A 26,303-nucleotide genomic window follows, 5' to 3' on the forward strand; every position below is an offset into this window, starting at 1 on the left:
CATAGCTTATCAAGCTAAGAAATTAGTTGTTCTCCAAAACGAAAAAATTAACAAAATCCCCATAAATAACTATAGGAAGATAAAAACACTGTAGCTTTCGAATAAAGTTTGATCAAAATTATGTAGTTGTTTGGTGATAATAAAATTGTTTCATTTATAATAAAATCATTTAAAAATTAATAGAGTTATTCAATTTATTCTGACGGTAATAATAAAGTAATTAAAAAGTGAAAATATTTGTTTGGAAAATACGGTTACTCATTTGCGATATTTACGTACCATGAAACAACTAATTACACTGTCTATAACTGAAATTCTCTTTGATTTCGAATGCTTTACAAACAAAAAAATAGCACGAATGTTCGTATGAAGGTATAATTATAAGTATCTTAAAATCAAAGGAGGTCTTGCCTTATGAGTCAAAGAATTTCCTACTATGATGTTGCACCTGATGGCATGAAAATTATGATGGATATGGAGAAGTACACTAAGAAATCTACAATTAATCGAATTACTAGAGAACTTATAAAGATTAGAGTCTCTCAAATTAACGGTTGTGCTTTCTGCATGGATATGCATACATCAGATGCCCGTAAGATAGGTGAAACCGAACAACGAATTTATTGCTTGAATGCTTGGAATGAATGTGATTTTTATACACCTGAAGAGAAAGTTGCTCTTGAACTATCTGAGCATATTACTCTAATTCCCACTAAAAGAGTTCCTGAAGACCTATATAAGCGAGTACGTGAACACTATGACGAGAAACAATATGTTGACCTTGTTCTGGTAATTAATCAAATCAACAGTTGGAATAGAATTTCTATTGCAATGGGAAATACAGCAACTAAAAAATAATTGCTCTCAACGAACGGTAAATAAGAATAAAATTAAAGATGTTTAAAAATCACAATACAATTGTTTCATTTTTCTTTATTACGCAGTTATCATAAACTGTGACATAACCAAATTTTTGAAATTTATTGGTTCATCCTTTATAGCTTTTATAATAATATTATCTTGAAACACGAAGGGACTGAACTATGCGCAGATATCAATATCTTGACCCCAAAATAAAAACATAATGGAGGTAAAAATATTGATTACAGAACTACAAACCGAAAGATTAGTTTTAAGAAAAATGAAAGTATCAGACTCAGCTAGCATGTTTACAATTTGGGCGGATCCAGAAGTTACAAAATTTATGAATATCAATAGTTTTACTGATGAAAGCCAAGCGGTAGATATGATTGAAATGCTTGATAAGTTATCTCGGGAAAACAGAGCTATTCGTTATTCAATAATTGAATTAGAATCAAATGAAATTATCGGTTCTTGTGGTTATAATTCATTTGATTTCAAAAACGCCAAAGCAGAAATTGGTTACGATATTAGTAAAGCTTTTTGGGGTAAGGGGTATGCGCCAGAAGCCATTCTCTCTTTAATGGATTATGCGTTTAGTACTTTAGAATTCAATAGAATAGAAGCAAAAGTTGAATCTGAAAACATCAATTCAATAAAAGTCTTACAAAAGTTAAACTTTACATTCGAAGGGACAATGAGAAAGTGTGAAAAATCTAATGAAAAGTTTATTGATCTAAGTATTTATTCAAAATTAATAACAGATTAACGTATATTACTTAGCCTACATTCCTTAAAATGTAGGCTATTAAATACCCTCGAAGCATCCTTAATTGCTATTAATTGAAAGTGAGGGCTACGGCTCTCTTTTTTAATTCACAATTTCTAGTACAATTGAAATAATTAAGAAACGTATAGAGTAATCCGTCCGATCTTAACCACTGAAGAAAAATTAACAGAGGAAGAGATCATGAACTTTGCTGTTGAAATGAGGGAAAAGAAATAGAAGGACACAACTATATAATAAGAAAAATCTAGAAGATACGTAATATTTAAAAATGAACCGTCTCATAAAGAACATGTAGTAATTTCTACGTGTTCTTTTTTAATAAAAATGAAAGTAAACTGTTAAATAAAAATTTACTTTCAATGTCATACAAGAAGAACAAAAAATAAGTCGTCTTTTGCTCTTAACAGGGTCTTACCAGCAGCATCCGTTACTTTAGAAACACTCCTATGAGATATAATTATTGATGGTACTTTTTAGGTGATATACTGGAGGTAGATTACTCATCTAATGATGAAGGGAGGTTTATGCGTATGGAAGTAACATTTACAGTAAGTAAATGGGATGAAAAGCCAGTCAATGAAACTAGAAAAGATTTCCCTATTAATATTGCCCATGTCGAATATGATATTGACGGTGAATTAGAAAGCCTGAAAGGGTCCTATAATTATAAGTTTACAGGTCAAACCAGTAAAATGATTCTAGACTTTGAATTCTAACAAAATATCTTATAATTTAGCAAAAAGGGCATCCACTGTAATACCAGGAATGTCCTTTTTTAAACTAAATTATACCGAAAAACAAGACTCAAAATTTTCAATGGGAGGAAATGATATGAGGATCACGATACAAGAATATGTGGTCAATGAAATAGATTCAGGACCATATGGAATAACCGTAGGAAAAGACGGAGCATTGTGGTTTACGGAACAGAAAGGGAATCGAATTGGTAGAATAAATGCTACTGGTGAAATAAATTCTTTTCCCATTCCGACAGCAAATGCAGGAGCTATGTCAATTATCTCGGACCAGACCGGTGACTTATGGTTTACGGAATATAACTCAAGCAAGATCGGTAAAATGTCGATGAACGGTCTTTTTGAAGAATATGTACTCCCTACAACGAACGCTGCACCTTTTGGTATAACGGAAGGCCCAGATGGAGCAATATGGTTTACAGAAATGAATAATGGTAGGATCGGAAGAATAACAAAGTCAGGGGAAATCACCGAGTTTGAATTGCCTAACTCCAAATCATTTCCCTCTTTTATTACTCTGGGATCAGACGGTGCATTATGGTTTACACAGAATCAGAACAATAGGATTGGGAGAATAACCACTAAAGGTGAGGTCAAAGAATATCCAATCCCAACACCCAACTCCGGGCCAGTTGGAATTGCGAGCGGCCCAGATGGAGCAATATGGTTTGTGCAAATCATAGGCAATAAAATTGGTAGAATTACGTTCGAAGGTGAGATCAAAGAATTTGTTATACCGACGCCGAACGCTCGTCCTCATGCCATAATACCTGGGAAGAACAGAGATCTTTGGTTCACAGAATGGGGAGGTAACCAAATCAGCCGTATTACAGTTGAAGGAGTTATTACGGAATATACGATACCTACAAATAATGCAGAGCCACATGGTATCACGTTTTGTCCGGATGGCGATCTTTGGTTCGCTGAAGAGTGTAATCAAATTGGACGTCTAACAATCATTACGTAATAGGGATATCGTCCATCGCTATCAAGCTCAGAAAAGTAAATATCCCATCACCATCAAGTTAAGAATTTGGTTGCTCCCCAAAACGAAAAAATGTGCTTTTTTGTTACAAGTAGCACAAAATTTCGTTCTGGGGGTACTATAAAATTTTAGCTTGATGGCGATGGGGTCTCGCCATCAAAACGTGAATTTCGCACGCTAAGGAATTTCTATATTAAAAAACTTGGCTTTACCGTACGTTAAGGAAGTTCCATAAACGATATTTAATGTTTGTTATTGTTACTACAGAAAGAACAAAAAGAATGAATTAAATATGAATCGATTTATCCCGCTATTTGCGGGCAGTAAGACTCCCACCTCAAAATTCGGCGAATACGAGGGAGTTAGGTGGGAGTCGGACTGCCCGTAAAAGCCCGATTGGTGAGGGCTAATAATCAGTGGGGGATGAACAAAACCCCCACTGATTAAAGTTTCACTTTATCTGATTCAAGATCATTTGTATCGAGTGTATGAAGCTAAAAAATAAAAGTTTCATTGTAAATCCTAAGTGGAGTAGAAGTTTAGGTTGATAAATAAGGGAGTCGAATTTTTTTGCATAAAGCTGTATAATGCTTGTAACGAAAAGGAAATACAGGAAAGGATATGTAATGAGTTACTATGGATAAGGATAAACAACAATTAAGCGTTGAAGTTGCAAGATTATATTATCAATCAGATTATAGTCAGCAAGAAATTGCTAATAAATTAAATATTTCAAGACCGACGATTTCTAGATTATTGAAGTATGCGAAAGAAAAAGGATTTGTTCAAATTAGTATAGCTGATCCATTTGCTGACTTAGATAACGTTGGGAATTTACTTAAAGAAAAGTATAACCTGTTAGAAGCGCATGTCGTATTTTCTCCAGTACCAGAATATGCAACGATTACGGAGTATATTAGTAAATATGCAGCTGAGTATATGGAAAAGACAGTGAAAACTGGTGATATCGTTGGTGTAAGCTGGGGAATGACGATGTATGAAATCGCTAGAAAAATCGTACCGCAACATGTGAAAGGTGTAGAGGTTGTCCAGTTAAAAGGTGGCATTAGTCACTCAAGTGTAAATACATATGCGAATGAAACGATCGCGTTATTTGCAGATGCTTTTCAAACGACGCCAAGAAATCTACCTCTTCCAGTTATATTTGATAATGCGGTGACAAAAGAATTAGTGGAGCAAGATAGACATATTCATCACATTATTGAAATGGGGAAACAAGCAAATATTGCAATTTTCACTGTTGGAACAGTGCGTGATGAAGCGTTATTATTCCGATTAGGATATTTAGATAAGGATGAAACGAACATTTTGAAAGAACAAGCTGTCGGTGACATTTGTTCACGTTTCTTTGATGGAGACGGAAATATTAGTAGCGAAGAAATTAATAAGCGTACAATTGGAATTGAGTTAGAGGAACTTAAATTAAAGAAACGTTCTATTTTAGTTGCAGGTGGTAATAGAAAAATAAAAGCAATTGACGGTGCGTTACGTGGCGGGTATGCAAATGTACTAATTATAGATCAGCATACAGCGAAAGAATTGTTACATTATCAAAAAGGTTAGAAATAAAAGGCTTTCTCAAAATATTAATTTTGAGAAAGCCTTTTATTTTTAGTATGAATAAATCAATGTGTAGTACCTTGTAAAGTATTTGTAAGGAACGCTCTTTGATTGATCTCCTTTTTCAAAAATTAGTGAGTTAGCCATAATATCTCTATCTACAAAACTCCAGCCATCTTGCTCCATCATATCGATAAAAGGTTCCATTTTTCCGCGCTTTACTAAGTAGGGGTATTGATTATCTATCGGTTCTACTTCCACCATTTCTTTATCTTGAATAACCATCTTAGACATAGCTAAAGCAAATGGAACTGGGTTTCCTTCTTGGAAAATAACATCCCTTTTATAAAAAATAAATATGGATAGTAAGGTGCATACTAGCAATGTGAATATAAAGAATTTTGACTTAAACAAGTGGTTCACATCCTTTATTTACAAGCTTATACTACTTTCAATGTATTACTAGAAATTCCCTTCTAAAAAAGAATGAACAAAAGTTCAAAAGTGTATTTACATTTGTTCAACTAAGAGTTAGAATGAAGTTGTTAAAAGATATGAGGAGTGAAGATAATGAACATTGCAAAGTTAATTGACCATACAATTTTAAAACCAAATTCTACAAAAGAAGATGTTATGCAAGTAATCGAAGAGGCAAAGCAATACAAATTTGCTTCAGTTTGTATTAATCCTACATGGGTAAAGCTAGCTGCTGAAGAATTAGCTGGACATGATGTAGACGTTTGTACTGTAATCGGTTTCCCATTAGGAGCAAGCACTACTGAAACAAAAGCATTCGAAACAAAAGATGCTATCGCAAAAGGTGCAACTGAAGTTGATATGGTAATCAACGTAGGTGCTTTAAAAGATGGCGACAATGAGTTCGTTGAAAAAGACATTTATGAAGTAGTACAAGCAGCAAAAGGAAAAGCTCTTGTAAAAGTAATCATTGAAACTTGCCTTCTAACAGATGAAGAAAAAGTTCGTGCTTGTGAATTATCAGTAAAAGCTGGCGCTGATTTCGTAAAAACTTCAACTGGATTCTCAACTGGCGGAGCAACTGCAGAAGATATCGCATTAATGCGTAAAACAGTTGGACCAAACGTTGGCGTGAAAGCATCTGGCGGCGTTCGTACACGTGAAGATGCAGACAAAATGGTAGAGGCTGGAGCTTCTCGCGTTGGAGCAAGTGCTAGTGTTGCAATCGTATTAAATGATGCAAAAGGTGCTACAGATAATTACTAATTAATAAAGTGTGAAAAGCAATAGATACACGTTTAAAGTAAAGTGTATCTATTGCTTTAACAATTGAAAAGAATGTAAGCGGATACGAATGGGAGGAGACGGCTTATGAAATACTTAATCGGTGTTTTAGGCCTCGTATTGATTTTAGGTATCGCTTGGCTTGCTAGTAATGATAGAAAGAAAGTCAAATATCGCCCAATCATAACGATGGTTATATTACAATTCATTTTGGGGTTTTTATTATTAAATACAAGCGTAGGGAATATATTAATTAGCGGAATAGCAGATGGTTTTGGAGAATTATTAAAATATGCCGCTGATGGCGTGAATTTCGTATTTGGTGGATTAGTAAATCAAAAAGAGTTTTCATTCTTTTTAAGTGTATTAATGCCAATCGTATTTATATCAGCTTTAATAGGTATTTTGCAACACATTAAAGTATTACCTATTATTGTGAAATCTATCGGTCTAGTATTAAGTAAAGTAAATGGGATGGGGAAACTCGAATCATATAACGCGGTAGCTTCTGCGATTTTAGGACAATCTGAAGTGTTTATTTCAGTTAAGAAACAACTAGGATTATTGCCAGAGAAAAGAATGTATACATTATGTGCATCTGCAATGTCTACAGTATCTATGTCTATCGTTGGATCATATATGGTGTTATTAAAACCGCAATATGTTGTAACCGCTTTAGTGCTTAACTTATTCGGTGGCTTCATTATTGCTTCTATCATTAACCCGTATGAAGTTACTGAAGAAGAAGATATGTTAGAAGTACAAGAAGAAGAGAAAAAGACATTCTTTGAAGTATTAGGGGAATACATTATAGATGGATTTAAAGTTGCGATTACAGTAGCAGCTATGTTAATTGGTTTCGTTGCCCTTATCGCATTCATTAATGCAGTATTTAAAGGTGTAATCGGTATCTCATTCCAAGAAATTCTTGGTTATGTATTTGCACCATTTGCATTTATTATGGGTGTTCCATGGCATGAAGCAGTTAACGCAGGGAATATTATGGCGACAAAACTTGTATCAAATGAATTTGTTGCGATGACAGATTTAGCACAAGGAAACTTTAATTTCTCAGATAGAACGACAGCGATTATATCTGTATTCTTAGTTTCATTTGCAAACTTCTCTTCAATTGGAATTATTGCTGGGGCAGTTAAGAGCTTAAATGAAAAACAAGGGAATGTAGTCGCAAGATTTGGTTTGAAATTACTTTTCGGTGCAACGTTAGTAAGTTTCTTATCAGCAACAATCGTTGGCTTATTATTTTAACAGATTCATATAATATAAAAAGGAATGGTGATTACAATGAGAATGGTAGATATTATTGCGAAAAAACGTGATGGAAAAGAATTAATGACTGAAGAAATCAAATTCTTTATTAATGGATATACAGATGGAAGTATTCCTGATTATCAAGCGAGTGCACTTGCAATGGCAATTTTCTTTAAAGATATGACGGATCGTGAACGTGCAGATTTAACGATGGCAATGGTTGAGTCTGGAGAAACAATCGACTTATCAGCAATTGAAGGCATTAAAGTAGATAAGCATTCAACTGGCGGTGTTGGTGATACAACAACATTAGTATTAGGACCATTAGTTGCTGCTTTAGATGTACCAGTAGCAAAAATGTCTGGTCGTGGTTTAGGACATACGGGCGGGACAATTGATAAATTAGAAGCGGTAGAAGGATTCCACGTTGAAATTACGAAAGAACAGTTCATTGATATTGTAAACCGTGACAAAGTGGCTGTTATCGGACAAACAGGAAACTTAACACCTGCTGATAAAAAGATTTATGCATTACGTGATGTAACAGGAACAGTAAATTCAATTCCTCTAATTGCAAGTTCAATTATGAGTAAAAAAATTGCAGCCGGTGCTGATGCAATCGTACTTGATGTAAAAACAGGTGCGGGTGCATTTATGAAAACCGAAGAAGATGCAAAAGAATTAGCTCATGCAATGGTACGTATCGGAAATAATGTTGGACGTCAAACGATGGCAGTAATTTCAGATATGTCACAACCTCTTGGTTTTGCTATTGGTAACGCTCTAGAAGTGAAGGAAGCAATTGATACTTTAAAAGGCGAAGGTCCAGAAGATTTAACAGAATTAGTACTTGTATTAGGAAGCCAAATGGTCGTACTTGCGAAAAAAGCAAATACATTAGAAGAAGCTCGTGAAATGCTAATTGAAGTGATGAAAAATGGAAAAGCAACTGAGAAGTTTAAAGAGTTCTTAAGCAACCAAGGCGGAGACAGTTCAATTGTAGATAATCCAGAAAAAATGCCACAGGCGAAGTATGTAATTGATGTACCTGCAAAAACTTCAGGTGTGATTTCAAACATTGTTGCAGATGAAATCGGTATCGCAGCTATGTTATTAGGTGCAGGTCGTGCGACAAAAGAAGATGAAATCGATTTAGCGGTAGGATTAATGTTACGTAAAAAAGTTGGCGATGCAGTAAAAGAAGGCGAGCCGTTCGTAACGATTTATGCAAATCGCGAAAATGTAGAAGATGTAAAAGCAAAAATCTATGAGAACATTTCTATCGCTGAAACAGCAGTGGCTCCTAAATTAGTTCATACAGTTATTACTGACTAATCATAATTACATTTACTTTGAGGAGGAAATAATATGGATAAGAAAAAATATATCGAAGAAGCAAATAAGATGTTATCGAAAGCGTATATTCCGTATTCTAAATTTCCTGTTGGTGCAGCGCTAGTTACAAAAGAAGGTAAAATCTATACTGGTTGTAATATAGAAAACGCTTCTTACGGTTTATGTAACTGTGCAGAAAGAACAGCAATATTTAAAGCAGTATCAGAAGGTGAGCGCGACTTTAGTTACTTAGTCATTACAGGAGAAACTGACGGACCTATTTCACCATGTGGTGCTTGTAGACAAGTTATTGCTGAATTTTGTGATCCGAAAATGCCAGTTTTACTAACAAATGTAAAAGGCGATGAAAAAGAAGTGACTGTAGAGCAGTTACTGCCTGGTGCCTTTTCAATTGAAGATTTAAAATAAGTTAAAAGGCCATTCCACAATTAATAGTTGTGGAATGGCCTTTTTTATTTTCAATAATAGAATGTAATAATCTGTTCATATTCCGTTCATAAACTTTGCGTAAAATGATTGCAGTGAATATGGAAAGTGACGATATAAATTGTCGTTCTACAGCAGGAGGAATATGATGAAGAAATTATATAATGCAGCATTCATTTACTTAATTATTGGTTTATTATCAGGTGTATTTGCAAGAGAGTATACGAAAGCGCAAGGCATTAAAGGATCCACTATGTTGCAATTAGTGCATACACACGTATTAGTGCTCGGCTTTGTATTCTTTTTGGTCGCTTTAGCTCTATTTAAAGTATTTAATGTCCGTGAAACAAAAAGTTTTCGTGCGTGGTTTGTTGTTTATAATGTAGGATTAATTTTTACTATTGCTACAATGGTATTTAGAGGTATTCTACAAGTAAATGGAACTGACTTTAATGGTTTAAGCCATATGGCTGGATTAGGTCATGTCATTATAAGTGTTGGGCTCGTTTGGTTTATGATTTTGCTCAAAAAATCTTTTAAATAGATAGGAGTGGAGAGTATGAGTTTAGCACTTTTATCAAGTATAGTAGCGGTTTGTATGGCCGTTGGAGTTATGTTTCTTCGCTTTAAGTCAGCGAAAAAACCGGTAACGAAAAAGAAAATTATATTACCGCCAATTTTTATGAGCACTGGTGCAATGATGTACTTCTTACCAGAGTTTCGATTAACGTCTTTAGAAATAGTAGAGGCAATTAGCGTAGGACTTATTTTCTCTATATTTCTTATTAAAACATCTAAGTTCGAAATAAGAGGCGAAGACATATATATGAAACCATCAAAAGCGTTCATATTTATTTTAGTTGGTTTATTAGCTGTCCGGGTAGCATTAAAATCATATTTAAGTCAGTCGATTGATTTAACCCAATTAAGTGGAATGTTTTTCTTACTCGCTTTTGCGATGATTGTATCGTGGAGAATTGCGATGTATCGCTCGTTTACTAAATTAGAAAAGACAATAAAAAGAGCTGGAATTTCTATATAGGAATTTCAGCTCTTTTTATGTTTTATAAGATTGTTTTTTTTGCTTTGATTTCATTTGCTTAATTTTAAACGTATTTGAGCATCTTGTAATGCAACTGGTGTAACGTTAAGACCATTTTGATCAACGATTTTTGTGTTTAATAAAATGGAATCTAAGCTCCCGCGAAATGTTTTTGTATAGTTTTGACGCAACATTTGTTGTTCTTGTTTTTCATCAACTGTTAATCCAGATGTTCTTTCTTTTTTTGATAATTCGTTAATACGGAATAAAATGTTTTGCATTTTGTTCACCTCTTACTTTAAATTAAATTAGTTACTTACTAATTTATAGTTATTTTAACTTTTTCATATGAATATGTCAAGAAGGGTAAAAGAAAAGTAGACACCCGTATTACAGTAAGTGGGTGTCTACAAGGAAAATATAAAGTTTAGCTTAATTCATGTAAGTGACTAACAAGTTCTGTTGTTTTAGAAAAGAATGGTGAATGATCAGCTTCCAAAGTAATTATTTTTGTGCAAGTAGTTTCTGTATGCATTCGGCGCTGAAAATCAATCGGAATCGCTCTATCTAGAGTTGTTTCGATATAAATACGATTTACAGTTCCAAAGTTCTCTTCTGATATTTTCAGCTCTTTTTGGAACGGTCCTAGTGGTTGAGGACGCATTTGATTAAAAGATGCTCCTTTAATAGAACCGTCTTCTGTAGCATTTAAAAATGTTTGTTCAATCAACTCTGGTATAAGTTCTGCGGTCATGTCATTCTCATTTATAGAGAATTGTGGGCCAGCTTCTCCGTCTAACTTACTACCAAGACTTTCTCCATTTTGTGGCAAGAATGCACAAAGATATACTAATTTATCGATTTTATTTGGTATAAGCTCAGCGGTTTGAGTGATCACAATTCCACCCATACTATGTCCAACAAGAATAACTTTTTCATTTTGTTGATTTATAATAGTTGTTACTGCATTAACATAGGAATCTAATGTTATATTTTGTGATGGAGTTGTATCTTTCCCACTTCCAGGTAAGTCTAGTGTAATAACTGTATGTCCGAAAGCCTCTAGTTGAGGTTTTACTAAATCCCATGCCCATTCACCTTGCCATGCTCCATGTACTAAAACGTAAGTACTCATTTAATCAACACTCCTCTAATGTTTATATGTTTATTTTTTCGTAATATTGATGATGTATAATTAGTGTATATGAAGTGGATTGATAAATATAATGAAGCTTATTTATAGATGATATAAATAACTTTTATATAAGGAGAACAGAATGAACGTTTTTGATTTTAAAGTTTTTAAATACGTGGCTCGTTTGAACAGCATTAGTTTAGCAGCTAAGGAGTTACATATGACACAGCCGGCTATAACTCATATCGTAAACAAATTAGAGAAACGATATGCTATAACATTATTTGATCGCTCTAGACAAGGAACTGTTTTAACTGAAAATGGAAAAAAATTTTTAGTTTGTGTAGATCGACTTCTAATGGAGTATGAAAACCTTGAAGAAACAGCTTTACAATTAAAAAATAATAACTTGTATAAGATTGTATTAGCTACATATCCTTCAGTTACTGTATATTGTTTGGCGGAGTGTATCGAACTAGGTAATTTTGATCAAAGTCAGTATGTGCTTGCAGTTCGAGAAGGAAGCTATCAAGAAGTGTTAGATTGGCTGTCTTCTGGAAGTGCAGATTTTTCTATTTCTATAAAAGAAAATTTAATACCAGGATTTCATTATGATGTAATTGGTGAAGATCCGTATGTTATGGTTTCTTCTAAGTCAGTTCCATCAGGTCTTACAATGAAAGAGTTGAAAAATTATCCTTTTATAATGCCGCTCTCTGGTTGTAAAGAAGTACTTGAACCATATTTGATGAAAAATGAAATAGTAGTTAATAAAGTGATGGAATCAGAGACAATTAGTTCGGCGTTAGCACTGGCTTTACAAGTTAAAGGAATAACAATCGTTCCATTATCAGGACTTCATAAACAAATTATTCATGACTTCATCGTGCAACCGATAGAAATTAAAATTCCACGACAACTTATTATGCAATGGTCACCTAAAAAAGAAAATGACGCACTGTTTCTGGCGTTTGTTACGAATTTACTAAGCCAACTACAACAAAAGAAAAAATGAATAAAATGATACAAAAGGTAAGCTCATTTCACTGAAGCTTACCTTTTGTGTGTATTACCAATATAGGACAGTATCATAAAGCCCGATTAATATAAGGAGAACACCGGCTATACGCTGAATGTTTTTTCCTATTTTTCGGCTCTTTTTCAGTAAAGTCCCATTTAATCCAAGGTAGGAGATGATGAACATAAGTACAACGATAGGTAGAGCAGTTCCTATCGAAAAGAATGTCGGAAACAAGTATCCATAATTAGATGAGAAAGATAAAGGGATTAACGTTCCGAAAAATAGAACGAACATAGTCGGACAGAAGGCTAAGGAAAAGAGAATCCAAGTAAAAATGAGCCAACCTCATTTTGTTTTCGTATAAATTTGATCGAGAAGAAACTTCTTCCTTTTATAATACCTGCCAACATTAGCCCCATTAAAATTAATAAAGGTCCAATTATTTTTCGTAACCATGGGAAATACAAAGTTAATATTTGCTGAATCTCTTTTCCTAAGAACCATACTAATAGTCCAAGTGTCGTAAAAGCTATTATTTTTCCTAAAATAAATAACAATATATGTTTCCATACATGTCCCTTTTGTAAAGATTGATTGCCATAAAGTGAAACTTTAATCAGTGGGGGGGTTGTTCATCCCCCACTGATTATTAGTTGAACCAATCGGGCATTTACGGGCAGTTGATATCCCACCTAACTTCTTTGTACTATCCGAATTTTGAGGTGGGAGTTTTACTGCCCGTTAATGCGGGATAAAGTGTAATAGCGCTAATGTTTCCTGTTAATTGGCAAGGAGAAAGGGTACCTACAATGCCTAATAAAAACGCAAATAAAAGAGGAATTGATTTCGTAGCATTCGCGATATCCATTAAAGGAGACATGAGTTGATAACTCCACTCGCTAACTGTTGAAAACACGTTATATTCACCTTTCTAACTAGTTATATTGTAATGTTCCATTTTTAGTAATCTGCTTCCACGTTTTACCATCATCCATAGAAAGAAAGACATTTGCTTTCATTGTAGCAAAAACTATTTCAGCTGAATTTTGAGGATTTTGTGATATGTACATAATTGTATCTTTAGAATCTAAAGATGGAATCTGTAAGTTTGTTTCTTCATTTGTAGCAATTGATTTCTTCGTAATTAGTTGCTCAGTTTGCTTATTAATAGAGGCATAGATAATGTCTTCATTACTTAATGTAACTGCGGTCGATTCAACTGGTTTAGAAAATAGTTCAAATGTATTTCCATAATCTGTAGACAAATATACACCGTCTTTAGCACTTACCGCGACTACACTAGATTGATCTGGATGTGCTGAAAAGGAATGGATTGTACTTGAAAGACCGTTTAATTTACTATTTTTCCAATCTTGTCCGTTGTTCGTACTGAAATAAAAACCTTGTTGTAATTTAGAATTTGGACGCTCATTGTATAAATAAATTGCTTCCGTATTATATCCGACAGCAAGGTTATGAAAATCAGATTCTCCATAAAACGCTAGCTTTTCGAGGGTATTACCGCCATCAGAACTTTTCATTAACCCTAAAGGATTTTTTAAATTTGCACCTGGTTCAGGATGACCGCTGGCAACGAATCCATTCTTTGTTGCCTGAAATCCCATGTAATCATGTAGCTCAGTCGTAGTTTCAAACCATTTACCATTTTGATAAACTTTTATACCACTGTGAGTTGCGATAGAAACCCCAGGCATATTTCCCGCGTAGCCAATTCCATGAATGTGCTCGATTTTTCCAGATGTAATTTCTTTATAGAAGTTTTGCGGAATCGTAGTTGCTGTTTCTTTATTTTTTGGCTGAGATTGCACCGTTTCTTTTTTAGCTGGTGCTGTTTCAGCATTGCTAGAACATCCTGTAATTATTAATAAAGAAGTAATTGCTAACCCTGTTGCTACATAATGTTTCACTTTTGTAGACTCCTTTCCATATATATGAGATTTTAAGTATATGGAATAAATGTCAAGAAATTGTGGAGTGGTATGCAGAATTTAGAGTGGAAGGGGCCCTAGTAATGAAGATTTTCTTTTCTCTATGAGCACTATTAATTGACGAAAAATTATAACAATAATAGAATGAATTATATTGGATAATTAGTTTCAAAATTATACATAGAACGCTAGGGGGATTATTATGAAATCAACATTTTTTGCTCAAAATAGAGAACGATTAGTAAACACATTACCGGATGAATCTATTACTATTTTATTTGCTGGGCAAGCACCTCATATGTCAGCCGATGCACATTATAAATTTGTGCCGAATCGAAATTTTTACTATTTAACGGGAATCGATGAGCCAAATGTTATTTTCATGTTGAAAAAGTTTGGAAATAGTGTGGAAGAAACTCTTTTCATTGAAAAATCAGATCCAGTAATGGAAAAATGGGACGGTAAAACAGTTTCTAAAGAAGATGCAGAACAAATTTCAGGCATAAAAAAAGTTGTATATATAGAAAGCTTTGAGAAGACAATGGCAAATACACTTTTCACAGAAAATGTGAAGCATCTGTATTTAGATTTAGAGCGTCGTGAGTGGAAGGGTACTGAGACGAAAACGTTAGCGTTTGCTAAATATGTAAGAGAACAGTATCCACACGTTTTAATTGGTAATGTATATCCGCATATTTGTGAATTACGAGTGTTTAAAACGGAAGAAGAAATTGAAATCATTAAAGAAGCGATTGCTGTAACTAAAGAGGGTATTTATAACGTGCTGAAGCATGCAAAAGCAGATGTGATGGAATATGAATTAGAAGCTCATTTTGATTTTACGCTTAAATCATCTGGAATTAAACATCATGCATTCAATACAATTTTGGCGAGTGGTAAAAATGCTACAGTCCTTCATTATGAAGATAATGATGCACAAATTCAAAATGGTGATTTAGTGCTGCTCGATTTAGGTGCTCAAAAAGATTACTACAACGCTGATATTAGTTACACATTCCCAGCTAGTGGAACATTCTCTAGTCGCCAAAAACAAATATATAATATAGTGTTAAAAGCATTGAAAGAAACAACTGAGCTTATTAAGCCAGGATTAAAGTTTACTGCATTAAATGAGCACACAAAAAAGATACTGGCAGAAGAGTGTAAAGCTATTGGTTTAATTCAAGAAGATGAGGAACTATCTAAATATTATTATCACGGCGTGAGTCATTTCCTAGGTTTAGATACTCATGATGTAGGAACATACAAAGATAGAGTATTAGAAGAAGGTATGGTCATTACGATTGAACCAGGTCTATATATTGAAGAAGAATCAATTGGGATTCGTATTGAAGATGATATTCTTATCACAAAAGACGGGTATGAAAACTTGTCAAAAGATATCATTAGAACAGTTGAAGAGATTGAAGAGTTTATGAGAGAAAATAATGTAAATGTAAAAGAAGATGAAGTTGTTACGAAATAATAATTAGAAGAGGCGCTCAATTTTGGGCGTCTTTTTATTTGGACCATTTTAAACCTCCATATTTTCTTGAAAATTGTCTTCTATAATAATCTTGAAAAAGAAAAAGGAGGGATTTTCAATGAAGAGATTTGTATTAACAGCAGTTACAGTCTCCGTAATATCTTTAATTGCTGCATGTTCTGCGACCACAAATACAACAAATGATCATAAAAATATGGACGATAAAAAAACAACACAGACTGAAACGGCTACAAAACCATTGAAAGTTGTAAAAGGGCCAGAAGTTACTTTAGTAGCGAAAGAAGAAAAGCAAAAGCTAAGTAACGGTGTTATTGTTCCAGTCTGGACATTTAATGGCTCATCCCCAGGTCCAGAAATCAGAGTGAAAAAAGGTGAAAAGGTTAAAGTGACATTAAAAAATGAATTATCTGCACCAGTATCTATTCATTGGCATGGGTATCCTGTCCCAAATAACATGGATGGAATTCCAGGTGTGACGCAAGATGCGGTTGAACCTGGAAAGAGTTTCACCTATGAATTTGAAGCGAACGTACCAGGAACATATTGGTATCATTCGCATCAAGATTCTGTGAATCAACTAGATAGAGGTTTATATGGTGCTCTCATTGTAGAAGATACTAATGAAAAATATGATAAAGATTACACATTAATGTTGGATGAATGGGTTACAGATAAAGAAGAAATTAATAAGCAGTTAAAAGAAATGACAAAAGGGCCAACAGGTAATAAATCTAAGGGTAATGAAAATACGAAAAAGAATGATGATATGAAAGGCATGGATCATTCCGGTATGGACAGTGATAAAAAAGACTCTAGTAATATGGCAGGAATGGACCATGGAAATATGAAGATGGAAGGTCATGATATGAGTATGTATGACTTATTCACAATCAATGGTAAAAGCGGAGATTTAGTAGAGCTGTTAAAAGTGAATGAAGGGGATAAAGTTCGTCTTCGACTCGTTAATGCTGGTTATCTATCACATGATATACATGTTCACGGTCATGATATAAAAGTAATTGCGACAGATGGTCAACCAATTAACGATCCAAAAGTTATAAAAGACAAAGTAATTTCAATCGCACCGGGTGAACGTTATGATATTGAATTTACAGCTAACAATCCTGGGAAATGGTACGTTGAAGACCATTCAGAAAGTAAAGGTGCAAAAGGAATGAAAGCTATTATTGAATATGATGGCAGCAAAGAGATGAAAGACAAAGCAGATGAAAAAGAAAAATTACCGAAATTAGATATGACGAAATATGGTGCTAAAAAATTAGGTAGTTTCACGTTAAATCAACAGTATATTGCCACATATAATATGGACTTGAATACGCAAATGAATGGAAATGAAATGGTATATACAATTAACGGAAAGGTATTCCCAGATATTGACCCAATTTCAGTGGGAAAGGGTGACTTAGTAAAAGTAAAATTAGTAAATCGCTCTAAAGCGGACGATCATCCGATGCATTTACACGGTCATTTCTTCCAGGTGTTAAGTAAAGATGGAAAACCGGTAGAAGGTTCTCCAATTGTGAAAGACACTTTGAACTTAAAACCAGGAGAAGAATATGAAGTAGCCTTTGTAGCAGACAATCCGGGTGAATGGATGTTCCACTGTCATGATTTACACCATGCTTCAGCGGGGATGGTAACAGAAGTGAAATATACAGATTATAAATCTGATTATGTTCCAAACCCTAACATTCCTAATAAGCCAGAATAATATGAAGCAGTTATCCTATGGATAGCTGCTTATTCATTTTCGTTGCAAGTGTTAATGCATATGTTGATCGTGCCCGGATGAAGATGGGGGAGTATGATCGGGGAATGTCACGAACACGGCAACGATAATTACCACACTAATTGAAAGTAATAATAAAAAACGCCGTTGGATAAAAGTAGAAAAGGTTTCTGATAAAAGTTGAATTATACATGACATAGTTATTGTTATAGTAAGTAAAAGACTAATGAACAGTATACTGTGAGCTTGTTGAGCGTTTAACATTTCTGTAATCATTGCTCCCATCATACTTGCCATTAATCCAGAAAACATTCCTTCTAAAGCGGTAAATAGGTGAAACCGTAGACCGACTAAAAAACCGATACAACTACTAATCAAAATCGCAAGCAAAGTAGAATATAGTAATTCACCTTTAAAAAGAATACCTAAATAAAAACCGATACTTAAACCGATACACATACTAAAAGACATAATAAATACCATATACTCCATTAGGGTACCCTTGCGTTTAGATATATATGATGTAATAAGAATCGAGATACAACAAAGTGTTAAGGCAGTTAACGTATAAGCGAACATCATGATACCTCCCTGTCCTATCATTCACTTCATCATATGTTCAAATGGAGAGTACTTATGCTAATATATATCTGCAAATTATCTGCACAATTTAAAAAAGGTAAGTTCAATATAATTTTCAAATAATGATGGTTATCTTAGTGGACGATGCTTCATAAAGAATTGTTGTATTTTTATTTTGAGAGAATATATGTAAGCAAGTAGTAGTGAATGGAAAAGATGTTCGATTTTTGAGCGTCTTTTTTGTCTATAAGCATGAGAAAGAAAGTGTTATATAATGAGTTTCTATTGTGAAGCCATAAAGAATAAGCGTATAATATTATAGGTCTCCCATTTGTGAGGCAAACCGCGAATGATAAATAAGATGGTTGTTTTATCATCGCTTCTAAACAGATAGACAATGAAAGTAACACTGGAATACAGATAGGGAGTTAGAAGATGAAATTAATTATTGCCGAGAAACCAGATCAAGGTTTGGCTCTTGTTTCACAGTTTAAATATCGCCGGAAAGATGGGTATTTAGAAGTAGAAGCAAATGAGTTATTTCCAAATGGAGCGTACTGTACATGGGCAATTGGTCATTTGACGCAGTTATGTAATCCAGAACATTATCACGCTGAGTGGAAAAAATGGTCACTTAATACATTGCCGATGATTCCAGAGCGTTTTCAATTTGAGGTAACAAAGTCAAAGTATAAGCAATTTAACGTTGTGAAACAGCTGTTACATAATCCACAGGTAACAGAAATTATTCACGCGGGCGATGCTGGGCGTGAAGGGGAACTGATTGTAAGAAATATTATTAATCTTTGCAACGTGCAAAAGCCAATGAAGCGTCTTTGGATTTCATCTTTAACGAAGCAAGCTATTTATCAAGGATTTAAAAACTTACTAGATGAAGCAGATACGATTAATACGTATTACGAAGCATATACAAGATCTTGCGCTGACTGGGTCGTTGGTATGAATGCATCGCGTGTCTTTAGTATTTTGCTAAAGAAAAAAGGAATGAATGATGTGTTTTCCGCTGGTCGTGTACAAACACCAACATTAGCACTCATTGTAAAGCGTGAAAAAGAAATAGAGAACTTTAAGTCAGAGCCGTTTTGGGAAGTGTTCGCAACCTTTAATATAGAAGGAAAGAAATATGAGGGGAAATGGGAGAAAGATAATGAGTCCCGCTTAAATGACCCTGATTTGGCAAATAAAATTGCAGCGTTTTGTCAAAACAAACCGGCTGTAGTAAAAGAAATGAAAACGGAGCGTAAAGAGTTTCAGCCGCCGTTTTTATTTAATTTATCAGCACTGCAAGCGACAGCGAATAAAGCCTTTAAATTTTCACCAAAAAAGACACTTGATATAACGCAAGCACTATATCAAAAAGGGATTGTCTCTTACCCTCGTTCGGATTCTAACTATGTTACACAAGGAGAGGCAGCGACGTTCCCTGATATTTTACAGAAGTTAAGTCAGTTTGATGAATATAAAGGTTTATTGCCAGCACCAATTGAATCGATTATGAATAATAAGCGTTATGTGAATGAAAAGAAAGTTACAGATCACTACGCAATTATACCGACAGAGCAAGTTACAAATCCAAGCAAACTATCAGGTGATGAAAAGAAAATTTACGATATGATCGTAAGAAGGCTGATTGCGGCGCATTATGAAGTAGCAATCTTTGACTACACAACGATTACAACTCTTGTAGACGAACGTGCTGCGTTCATTTCGAAAGGAAAACAACAAATTCAAGAAGGATGGCGTAAAGTCATTTTCCAAGACGATAAAGATGACGAAACGATTCTTCCAATTGTAGCTGAAGGTGAACAAGGGAAAGTTGTAAAGGTGAAAGTGAAAGAGGGGAAAACACAGCCACCGAAACGTTATACAGAAGGACAACTTATTACGTTAATGAAAACGGCCGGTAAGTATTTAGAGAATGAAGAGCTTGAGAAAGTATTGAAGAAAACAGAAGGTTTAGGTACGGAAGCGACTCGTGCCGGTATCATTACGATGCTGAAAGACCGTAAATATATAGATGTACAGAAAAACCAAGTGTACGCAACCGATAAAGGGAAAGTATTAATTACAGCAATCGGTGATAAAATACTAGCTTCACCAGAAATGACAGCAAAATGGGAGCAACGCCTTGCGGAAATTGGAGAAGGTACAGCTTCACCAGCGACATTTATGGAGCAAACGAAAAAGCTATCAGCTAAAATTATTGAAGATGCGGTAGAAATGTCGGAGAAATGGGATTTCACCGGATTACATGTTGAATCGATTGAACGAAAAGGATCGAAATTTACAACAGGTAAAAAGGTCGGGAACTGTAAAAAATGCGATGGCGATGTTATTGATAAGTCGACGTTTTACGGTTGTTCTAACTACAATACAACACAATGTGACTTTACCATCTCGAAGAAGATTTTAAGCAAAGCTATTTCGCAAAAAAACATGACGAAACTATTAAAAGGAGAGAAGACCGATTTAATTAAAGGCTTTAAAAAAGGCGAGAAAACGTTTGATGCGAAGTTAGAGTGGAAAGATAATAAGATTAATTTTGTGTTTGAGAATTAAGTGATTTTAACAAATGAAAAAGCCCTTTCCCGAGTAAAATGTGCTGTATTAGGTTTGAAAATATAGATAGAAAAGAAAAAGCATGACAATTTTATGTCATGCTTTTTTATTTTATAATTACAGAGTTTTGTATACTAGCACTAAAATTTATTTGAAATAATTGTTTGAAAAGGTGTTATTAAATTGGACGTTTATATCATTTTGAGCATTTCTTTTATATAAAGGGGAAATAAGGAATTAGAAAATAAAAACAAGCAATGAAGAGAACAGCTGAAAGTAGCTTACACCGATGTTTATAAAAAGTTATAGAGCATTTCTTTGAATGAGGAATGCTTTTTGTTTTTGCTTGGAATAAAAATATACAACAAAAATACTATCTAAAATAATAAAAATTTATTGCAAAACGATAAAATTTATATTAAAATCAAAATCAGAATAAATAAGTGTGGTGCTTTTTATGGAAAAGGTAACAACGTTATTTTTAAAATTAGAGGAGGTATAAATATGGAGGTTAACAATGTGATAATTGAAAATATGGATAACCCTCATGAGTTGGAGAGAATGTATAGAAAAGACCCGAAAGCTTTTAAAAAGTCATTCTCACAAGCATGGGATGAAAACCCTGATTCTCAGGTTCTTGGTGCTTGGTATGAAAGATTGCATTTCAAGGAGACGGCAAATACAGAAAAACCTTCATTGTTTCAAAAAGGTTTCTTATTCATGGGCATTTTAGCTATTCTGGCAGGGCTAAGCACCAGGGTAATCTTCCATTTTGTCGAGCAGGAAGCAATTGCTCCAATTAACTTGGCTTTTGGTGTAATTCCCTTTATTGCTGCTTATTTTATTTACAATAATACTCCGAAAAAAAGTATTATTTATTTCCTTGCAGCATTGTTCCTAATTGCCGGGGTGTATCTTAATATGTTGCCATTAAATTATAAAGACAGCAGTATCCTTGCGTATTTACATCTTCCTATATTCTTATGGGTCTTAGTAGGGCTTGCGTTTACAGGAAATGAATATTCAAAAGGAAGTACGAGATTAGCTTATATTAAATTTAATTTGGAATATTGTATTCTCTACGCCAGCATGGCAGTGAGCGGAATGGTACTAGCAGCATTAACCATGCAGTTATTTAGGTTTGTTGACTTGAATATAGAAGACTTCTATTTTAGTAATGTTATTTTATTTGGTGCTGCCGCTCTCGCTATTGTGGCTGCATACTTGGCATCAATGAATCTTAAACTTGCTAAGAATATTACACCATACATATCTAAAATTTTTAGTCCTCTCGTCTTGATCACATTGTTGATTTATCTTATAACGGTTATATGGGTCGGGAAAAATCCGTTCTTGGACCGCAATTTCCTAATGGCCTTCAACGGAATACTCCTTGGTGTATTGGCTGTTACCATATTTTCCATTGTTGAGAGTGAATCAGACGAGAAAAAGAACATTTCAGATTATATCAATTTTGCCTTAATTGTTCTTGCGCTTATTATTGACACTGTAGCTTTGTCAGCCATCGTATTTAGACTTTCTTCTTACGGGATTACACCTAATAGACTTGCTGTCTTAGGAGTAAACATACTGATCTGGGCAAATCTAATTTGGATTATGTTTTCCTATATGCGTTTTCTACAAAACAAATCAGGACCGACAGCTATCCAAGATGCCGTTACGAAGTATTTGCCAATTTACGGACTTTGGGCAGCTTTCGTTATATTTACTTTCCCTATAATTTTTAATTAGAAAGACTTTGTTAACGTAACGACAAGCTAATTTTCTATAACGTATAAAATCCTTAGAGCCGATAAGTATCGTTACTTCTATACTTTCTCGACAATAAAAAAACGTCCCAAAGTAGGACGTTTTTTTTATGTGTATTGCTGTTTTTTCTTAATAAGTAATAACACTTGTGACACACACGCTAGTACTGGTAGTTCTATTAACGGTCCAATCACTAATGCAAGCGCGATAAGAGGCTCGTCTGGAAAAGCAGTCACAGCAATTGCGAGTGCAACAGGCGAGTTTCTCGCTAATGTTGTTAAGCTTAGGCTTACAGTGTCTTCATAGGATAAATGCATCATACGTCCTACAAACTGTCCTAGTATAAAGTTAATTATGAAGAACAGTAATACTGGTATAAGTAACAATAAAACAACATTCATATTTTGTAATAAGTACTTACCTTGTGAGGCAAACATCGCTACTATTGCTAAACTTAAAAATACAATTTGAGCAGAGCTGAAAAACGGAATGAGTTTATTCTCAAGTGTTTCAACTTTTTTCATTTTATGCATAATGAATTTTGTAGCGTGCGCAAGTAAAAATGGTAAGACGATTACGATAACAATACTTTCTACTAAAACAGAAACCGCTACAGTTTTCATGACACCAGCAAATAAAAATAAATAAATTGGAAGCAGTAGTACTTGTAAAATTAAATTTACTGGTAGAATTGATGTAGATAATGCGACGTTACCTTTTGCAATCTCTGTGAAAATTAAATACCAGTCTGTACACGGAGTAACCATTAACATAATAAAGCCGACCCAAAGTGCTGGGTGATCTGAAAGAAATAACGCGCCTAATCCCCAAGCAAGAAAAGGTGTCCATATAAAGTTAATACCTAGGCTTGTTCCAGCGAATTTTAAGTTACGGAAGCCATTTTTTATATCATTTAATGGGATGCTGAGGAATAATCCGTAAAGCATTAAAAATAAGAAGGGGACAATAAATTTTTCTGAATGCATATGTATCATATTAAATTGTCCTAATATAACCCCGAATATAACAGCTGCAAGAATGATAAAGGTTTGAATCTTTTCTAAAGTACTCATTAATAAATCCTCTCTATAGATGAATTTCTCTCTCTAGTTGTATTATACAAGGGATTTCACTTATGTGTTTTCGAATTTATCATTTCGAATGAGGAAATATATTTCTTTGTTATTTTTAATCCGAGACATTTTTCTTTTTGAGAAGTTACTTGACTAAAGTAAGTGGGTGTATTACAATCACTTACATAAGGTAATTAAATAACAAAAAGTTTTAATTTACTTAGGTTAAGGTATCAATTGGAACTTTTTATTAGAATAAGAATTTTTATGATGATGAATAATGAATATGATAAGAAAGTTTAGGTGAAGAAAATGGGATTATTTAGCTCATTGTTTGGTAAAAAAGAAGAAAATACAAAAGTAGAGGGGGATAAAACAATGTCAAAAGTATTATTTGTAAAAGCAAACGATCGTCCAGCGGAGCAAGCAATTAGTTCAAAAATGTATGAAACATTTGTAAGTGCTTATAAGGAAGCAAATCCGAATACAGAAATTACGGAGTTAGATTTATTTGCATTAGATCTTCCGTATTACGGAAATATCGCTATTTCAGGTGGATATAAACGTAGTCAAGGAATGGAGATAACAGCTGAAGAAGAGAAGGCAGTTGCTACAGTAGATAAATATTTAAATCAATTTTTAGAGGCTGAAAAGGTTGTATTTGCGTTCCCATTATGGAACTTTACAGTACCAGCACCATTAATTACGTATATTTCATATCTTTCTCAAGCTGGAAAAACGTTTAAATATACAGCGAACGGTCCAGAAGGTTTAGCTGGTGATAAGAAAGTAGTTGTTTTAGGCGCTCGTGGTTCAGATTACTCTTCTGAACAAATGGCTCCTATGGAAATGGCTGTTAATTACGTTACAAACGTACTTGGGTTCTGGGGAATTACCAATCCAGAGACAGTTGTAATTGAGGGACACAATCAATATCCAGATCGCTCACAGCAAATTGTTGAAGAAGGTTTAGAGAACGTTAAGAAAGTAGCGGCGAAATTTTAAATAATGATAGTAAATGTAAAAACCAACATGGATGACCATGTTGGTTTTTTAGTCTATTCCCTATGTTAAAAAATGTATATTTATAAAATAAAAGAAAAGTTTGAAAATAGTATTGCAAAATATTATATATCAAACTATAATGAGTTCAAGAATAGTTGATACTTAAATTAAATATTCAGAAAATTCAATTAGTTAAAATTGGAAAATGAGATAAGGAAATTTGAATGGGGGGTTATATTATGGCGAATAAAGTACCGTTTTCGTTCATAGTAGTTATTGGATTAATGTTATTTGCACTATTTTTTGGAGCAGGAAATTTAATTTTCCCAGCTATGCTAGGTCAATCGGCAGGAGAGAATGTATGGATTGCTAACGCTGGATTTTTAGTAACAGGAGTAGGTTTACCATTACTAGGTGTATTAGCCTTTGGTTTTTCAGGTAAAGATGATTTACAGTCATTAGCAAGTCGTGCTCACCCAGTGTTTGGGATTGTGTTTACAACAGTTTTATACTTAGCAATCGGTCCGTTATTTGCAATACCAAGAACAGGAAATGTTTCTTATGAAATTGGTCTTAAGCCTTTTATGCCAGAGGGATTAGGTTCTACACCGTTAATTCTTTTTACAATTATATTCTTTAGCATCACTTGTTTTTTTTCGCTAAATCCTGCGAAAATTGTCGATATTGTTGGAAAAATCTTAACGCCAATTAAATTGACATTCATCGGTATTTTAGTAATCGTTGCTTTTATTCATCCGATTGGAGAAATGCAAGCACCAGTTGAAGGGTATACATCACATGCATTTTTCAAAGGATTCCAAGAAGGATACTTAACAATGGACACGCTTGCATCGTTCGTATTTGGGATCATCATTATTAATGCAATTAAAGAAAAAGGTGCGAAAACGAAAACACAAATTATGGTTGTTTGTGCAAAAGCAACACTGATCGCAGCATCTATTTTAGCAATTATTTATACAGCTCTTTCTTATATGGGAGCTTCAAGCGTTGCGAAGCTTGGACATTTAGAAAACGGCGGAGAAGTATTAGCAAAAGTTTCTAACTACTATTTCGGATCATATGGCGGAGTATTATTAGGGTTAATGATTACAGTTGCTTGTTTAACAACAAGTGTGGGACTTGTATCAGCATGCTCTTCATTCTTCCATAAGTTATTTCCAAATGTTCCTTACAAAGCAATTGCAATTACGTTATGTGTGTTTAGTGCTATTGTTGCAAATGTTGGATTAACACAACTAATCGCAGTTTCTGTTCCAGTATTAACAGCGATTTATCCACTAGCAATCGTGTTGATTTTCTTAACATTCTTCCATTCATTATTCAAAGGAAGAGCTGAAGTTTATCAAGTGAGTTTAATCGTAACGTTTATCATCAGCTTATTTGATGGATTAAGTGCAGCTGGAGTTAACATTGAAGTAGTAAGCCGTGTGTTCACTAAATTCCTTCCGATGCAGGAAGTAGGATTAGGCTGGATCTTCCCAGCGATTATCGGTGGATTTATCGGATATGGCATTAGCATTTTAAAAGCGAAAAATCAAGTTCGCCCAGCAGCTAGTGCGAATAAGAAAATAAGTTAAATGAA

General features: G+C 34.1%; 24 protein-coding genes and 1 pseudogene. 18 read left to right on the forward strand and 7 right to left on the reverse strand.

Going from position 1 to position 26,303, the window contains the following annotated elements; translation table 11 throughout:
* Positions 1 to 414: 414 nt before the first annotated feature.
* From LCF45_RS09280 to LCF45_RS09300, 5 genes are all read left to right on the forward strand, one after another.
* Positions 415 to 858, forward strand: coding sequence for a carboxymuconolactone decarboxylase family protein (locus LCF45_RS09280; RefSeq protein ID WP_000083030.1), 444 nt, complete (start codon positions 415 to 417; stop codon positions 856 to 858).
* A 241-nt stretch (positions 859 to 1,099) separates the two neighbouring features.
* On the forward strand, positions 1,100 to 1,630 hold the full coding sequence (locus LCF45_RS09285; RefSeq protein ID WP_002126830.1) for a GNAT family N-acetyltransferase: 531 nt from the start codon (positions 1,100 to 1,102) through the stop codon (positions 1,628 to 1,630).
* A 551-nt stretch (positions 1,631 to 2,181) separates the two neighbouring features.
* The gene (locus LCF45_RS09290) at positions 2,182 to 2,367 is read left to right on the forward strand and encodes a DUF3224 domain-containing protein (RefSeq protein WP_263894757.1); all 186 of its coding nucleotides are present in this window, start codon (positions 2,182 to 2,184) and stop codon (positions 2,365 to 2,367) included.
* A gap of 115 nt (positions 2,368 to 2,482) precedes the next feature.
* Positions 2,483 to 3,373 (forward strand): Vgb family protein, encoded by an 891-nt coding sequence (locus tag LCF45_RS09295; RefSeq protein WP_001223216.1) that lies wholly within the window; start codon positions 2,483 to 2,485, stop codon positions 3,371 to 3,373.
* A 654-nt stretch (positions 3,374 to 4,027) separates the two neighbouring features.
* Positions 4,028 to 4,975, forward strand: coding sequence for a DNA-binding transcriptional repressor DeoR (locus LCF45_RS09300; RefSeq protein WP_000356572.1), 948 nt, complete (start codon positions 4,028 to 4,030; stop codon positions 4,973 to 4,975).
* Between the two features lie 48 nt (positions 4,976 to 5,023).
* Here LCF45_RS09300 and LCF45_RS09305 read toward each other — a convergent pair whose 3' ends face one another.
* A complete protein-coding gene (locus tag LCF45_RS09305; protein WP_078204140.1) occupies positions 5,024 to 5,386 on the reverse strand; it encodes a hypothetical protein in 363 nt (120 codons plus the stop codon).
* A 156-nt stretch (positions 5,387 to 5,542) separates the two neighbouring features.
* On the opposite strand from LCF45_RS09305, the gene deoC reads away from it, so the two are divergent.
* The 6 genes from deoC (at position 5,543) to LCF45_RS09335 (ending at position 10,328) form a co-directional block, all read left to right on the forward strand.
* Positions 5,543 to 6,214: a deoxyribose-phosphate aldolase gene (gene deoC, locus LCF45_RS09310; RefSeq protein WP_263894758.1), complete on the forward strand. Its 672-nt coding sequence runs from the start codon at positions 5,543 to 5,545 to the stop codon at positions 6,212 to 6,214.
* Positions 6,215 to 6,319: 105 nt separating this feature from the next.
* On the forward strand, positions 6,320 to 7,501 hold the full coding sequence (locus LCF45_RS09315; RefSeq protein WP_002035026.1) for a NupC/NupG family nucleoside CNT transporter: 1,182 nt from the start codon (positions 6,320 to 6,322) through the stop codon (positions 7,499 to 7,501).
* Between the two features lie 36 nt (positions 7,502 to 7,537).
* Positions 7,538 to 8,839 (forward strand): pyrimidine-nucleoside phosphorylase, encoded by a 1,302-nt coding sequence (locus tag LCF45_RS09320; RefSeq protein WP_002126836.1) that lies wholly within the window; start codon positions 7,538 to 7,540, stop codon positions 8,837 to 8,839.
* A gap of 33 nt (positions 8,840 to 8,872) precedes the next feature.
* On the forward strand, positions 8,873 to 9,268 hold the full coding sequence (locus LCF45_RS09325; RefSeq protein ID WP_000358532.1) for a cytidine deaminase: 396 nt from the start codon (positions 8,873 to 8,875) through the stop codon (positions 9,266 to 9,268).
* Positions 9,269 to 9,434: 166 nt separating this feature from the next.
* Positions 9,435 to 9,830, forward strand: a complete 396-nt coding sequence (locus tag LCF45_RS09330) for a DUF2871 domain-containing protein (protein WP_000737878.1) — start codon at positions 9,435 to 9,437, stop codon at positions 9,828 to 9,830.
* 15 nt (positions 9,831 to 9,845) lie between these two features.
* Positions 9,846 to 10,328, forward strand: coding sequence for a CcdC family protein (locus tag LCF45_RS09335; protein WP_002012104.1), 483 nt, complete (start codon positions 9,846 to 9,848; stop codon positions 10,326 to 10,328).
* Positions 10,329 to 10,378: 50 nt separating this feature from the next.
* On the opposite strand, the gene LCF45_RS09340 is transcribed toward LCF45_RS09335, so the two are convergent.
* On the reverse strand, positions 10,379 to 10,609 hold the full coding sequence (locus tag LCF45_RS09340) for a DUF896 domain-containing protein (protein ID WP_002168639.1): 231 nt from the start codon (positions 10,607 to 10,609) through the stop codon (positions 10,379 to 10,381).
* Positions 10,610 to 10,755: 146 nt separating this feature from the next.
* Positions 10,756 to 11,463, reverse strand: coding sequence for an alpha/beta fold hydrolase (locus LCF45_RS09345; protein ID WP_078204143.1), 708 nt, complete (start codon positions 11,461 to 11,463; stop codon positions 10,756 to 10,758).
* Positions 11,464 to 11,605: 142 nt separating this feature from the next.
* On the opposite strand from LCF45_RS09345, the gene LCF45_RS09350 reads away from it, so the two are divergent.
* Complete coding sequence (locus LCF45_RS09350; RefSeq protein WP_078204144.1) at positions 11,606 to 12,478, forward strand: LysR family transcriptional regulator; 873 nt, start codon at positions 11,606 to 11,608, stop codon at positions 12,476 to 12,478.
* A gap of 54 nt (positions 12,479 to 12,532) precedes the next feature.
* Here LCF45_RS09350 and LCF45_RS27130 read toward each other — a convergent pair.
* Both LCF45_RS27130 and LCF45_RS09370 read right to left on the reverse strand, forming a co-directional pair.
* Positions 12,533 to 13,400, reverse strand: a pseudogene (locus LCF45_RS27130) (sulfite exporter TauE/SafE family protein).
* A 19-nt stretch (positions 13,401 to 13,419) separates the two neighbouring features.
* On the reverse strand, positions 13,420 to 14,412 hold the full coding sequence (locus tag LCF45_RS09370) for a F510_1955 family glycosylhydrolase (RefSeq protein ID WP_002126844.1): 993 nt from the start codon (positions 14,410 to 14,412) through the stop codon (positions 13,420 to 13,422).
* Positions 14,413 to 14,635: 223 nt separating this feature from the next.
* Between LCF45_RS09370 and LCF45_RS09375 the strand changes: the two genes are divergently transcribed.
* The gene (locus LCF45_RS09375; protein ID WP_063225831.1) at positions 14,636 to 15,919 is read left to right on the forward strand and encodes an aminopeptidase P family protein; all 1,284 of its coding nucleotides are present in this window, start codon (positions 14,636 to 14,638) and stop codon (positions 15,917 to 15,919) included.
* Between the two features lie 118 nt (positions 15,920 to 16,037).
* Positions 16,038 to 17,672 carry a multicopper oxidase family protein gene (locus LCF45_RS09380; protein ID WP_063225830.1) on the forward strand — a complete coding sequence of 545 codons (1,635 nt, stop codon included), beginning with the start codon at positions 16,038 to 16,040 and terminating at the stop codon, positions 17,670 to 17,672.
* 51 nt (positions 17,673 to 17,723) lie between these two features.
* Here the strand turns inward: LCF45_RS09380 and LCF45_RS09385 are convergent, their stop codons facing one another.
* Positions 17,724 to 18,269, reverse strand: a complete 546-nt coding sequence (locus tag LCF45_RS09385; protein ID WP_016120021.1) for a hypothetical protein — start codon at positions 18,267 to 18,269, stop codon at positions 17,724 to 17,726.
* A 438-nt stretch (positions 18,270 to 18,707) separates the two neighbouring features.
* Here LCF45_RS09385 and topB point away from each other — a divergent pair, with 438 nt between their 5' ends.
* Together topB and LCF45_RS09395 are read left to right on the forward strand one after the other, a co-directional pair.
* On the forward strand, positions 18,708 to 20,852 hold the full coding sequence (gene topB / locus LCF45_RS09390) for a DNA topoisomerase III (RefSeq protein ID WP_002012275.1): 2,145 nt from the start codon (positions 18,708 to 18,710) through the stop codon (positions 20,850 to 20,852).
* A 504-nt stretch (positions 20,853 to 21,356) separates the two neighbouring features.
* Entirely contained in the window at positions 21,357 to 22,604 is a 1,248-nt protein-coding gene (locus tag LCF45_RS09395; RefSeq protein WP_002126853.1) for a DUF4153 domain-containing protein, read from the forward strand.
* Positions 22,605 to 22,729: 125 nt separating this feature from the next.
* On the opposite strand, the gene LCF45_RS09400 is transcribed toward LCF45_RS09395, so the two are convergent.
* The gene (locus LCF45_RS09400; protein WP_003188533.1) at positions 22,730 to 23,695 is read right to left on the reverse strand and encodes an arsenic resistance protein; all 966 of its coding nucleotides are present in this window, start codon (positions 23,693 to 23,695) and stop codon (positions 22,730 to 22,732) included.
* A 312-nt stretch (positions 23,696 to 24,007) separates the two neighbouring features.
* On the opposite strand from LCF45_RS09400, the gene LCF45_RS09405 reads away from it, so the two are divergent.
* Together LCF45_RS09405 and brnQ are read left to right on the forward strand one after the other, a co-directional pair.
* Positions 24,008 to 24,700, forward strand: a complete 693-nt coding sequence (locus LCF45_RS09405) for an FMN-dependent NADH-azoreductase (protein ID WP_263894759.1) — start codon at positions 24,008 to 24,010, stop codon at positions 24,698 to 24,700.
* Between the two features lie 239 nt (positions 24,701 to 24,939).
* Complete coding sequence (gene brnQ, locus LCF45_RS09410; protein WP_002126859.1) at positions 24,940 to 26,298, forward strand: branched-chain amino acid transport system II carrier protein; 1,359 nt, start codon at positions 24,940 to 24,942, stop codon at positions 26,296 to 26,298.
* Positions 26,299 to 26,303: the final 5 nt, after the last annotated feature.

It is taken from the genome of Bacillus sp. 41-22 (assembly GCF_025809295.1).
In the GTDB taxonomy this organism is placed as follows: domain Bacteria; phylum Bacillota; class Bacilli; order Bacillales; family Bacillaceae_G; genus Bacillus_A; species Bacillus_A mycoides.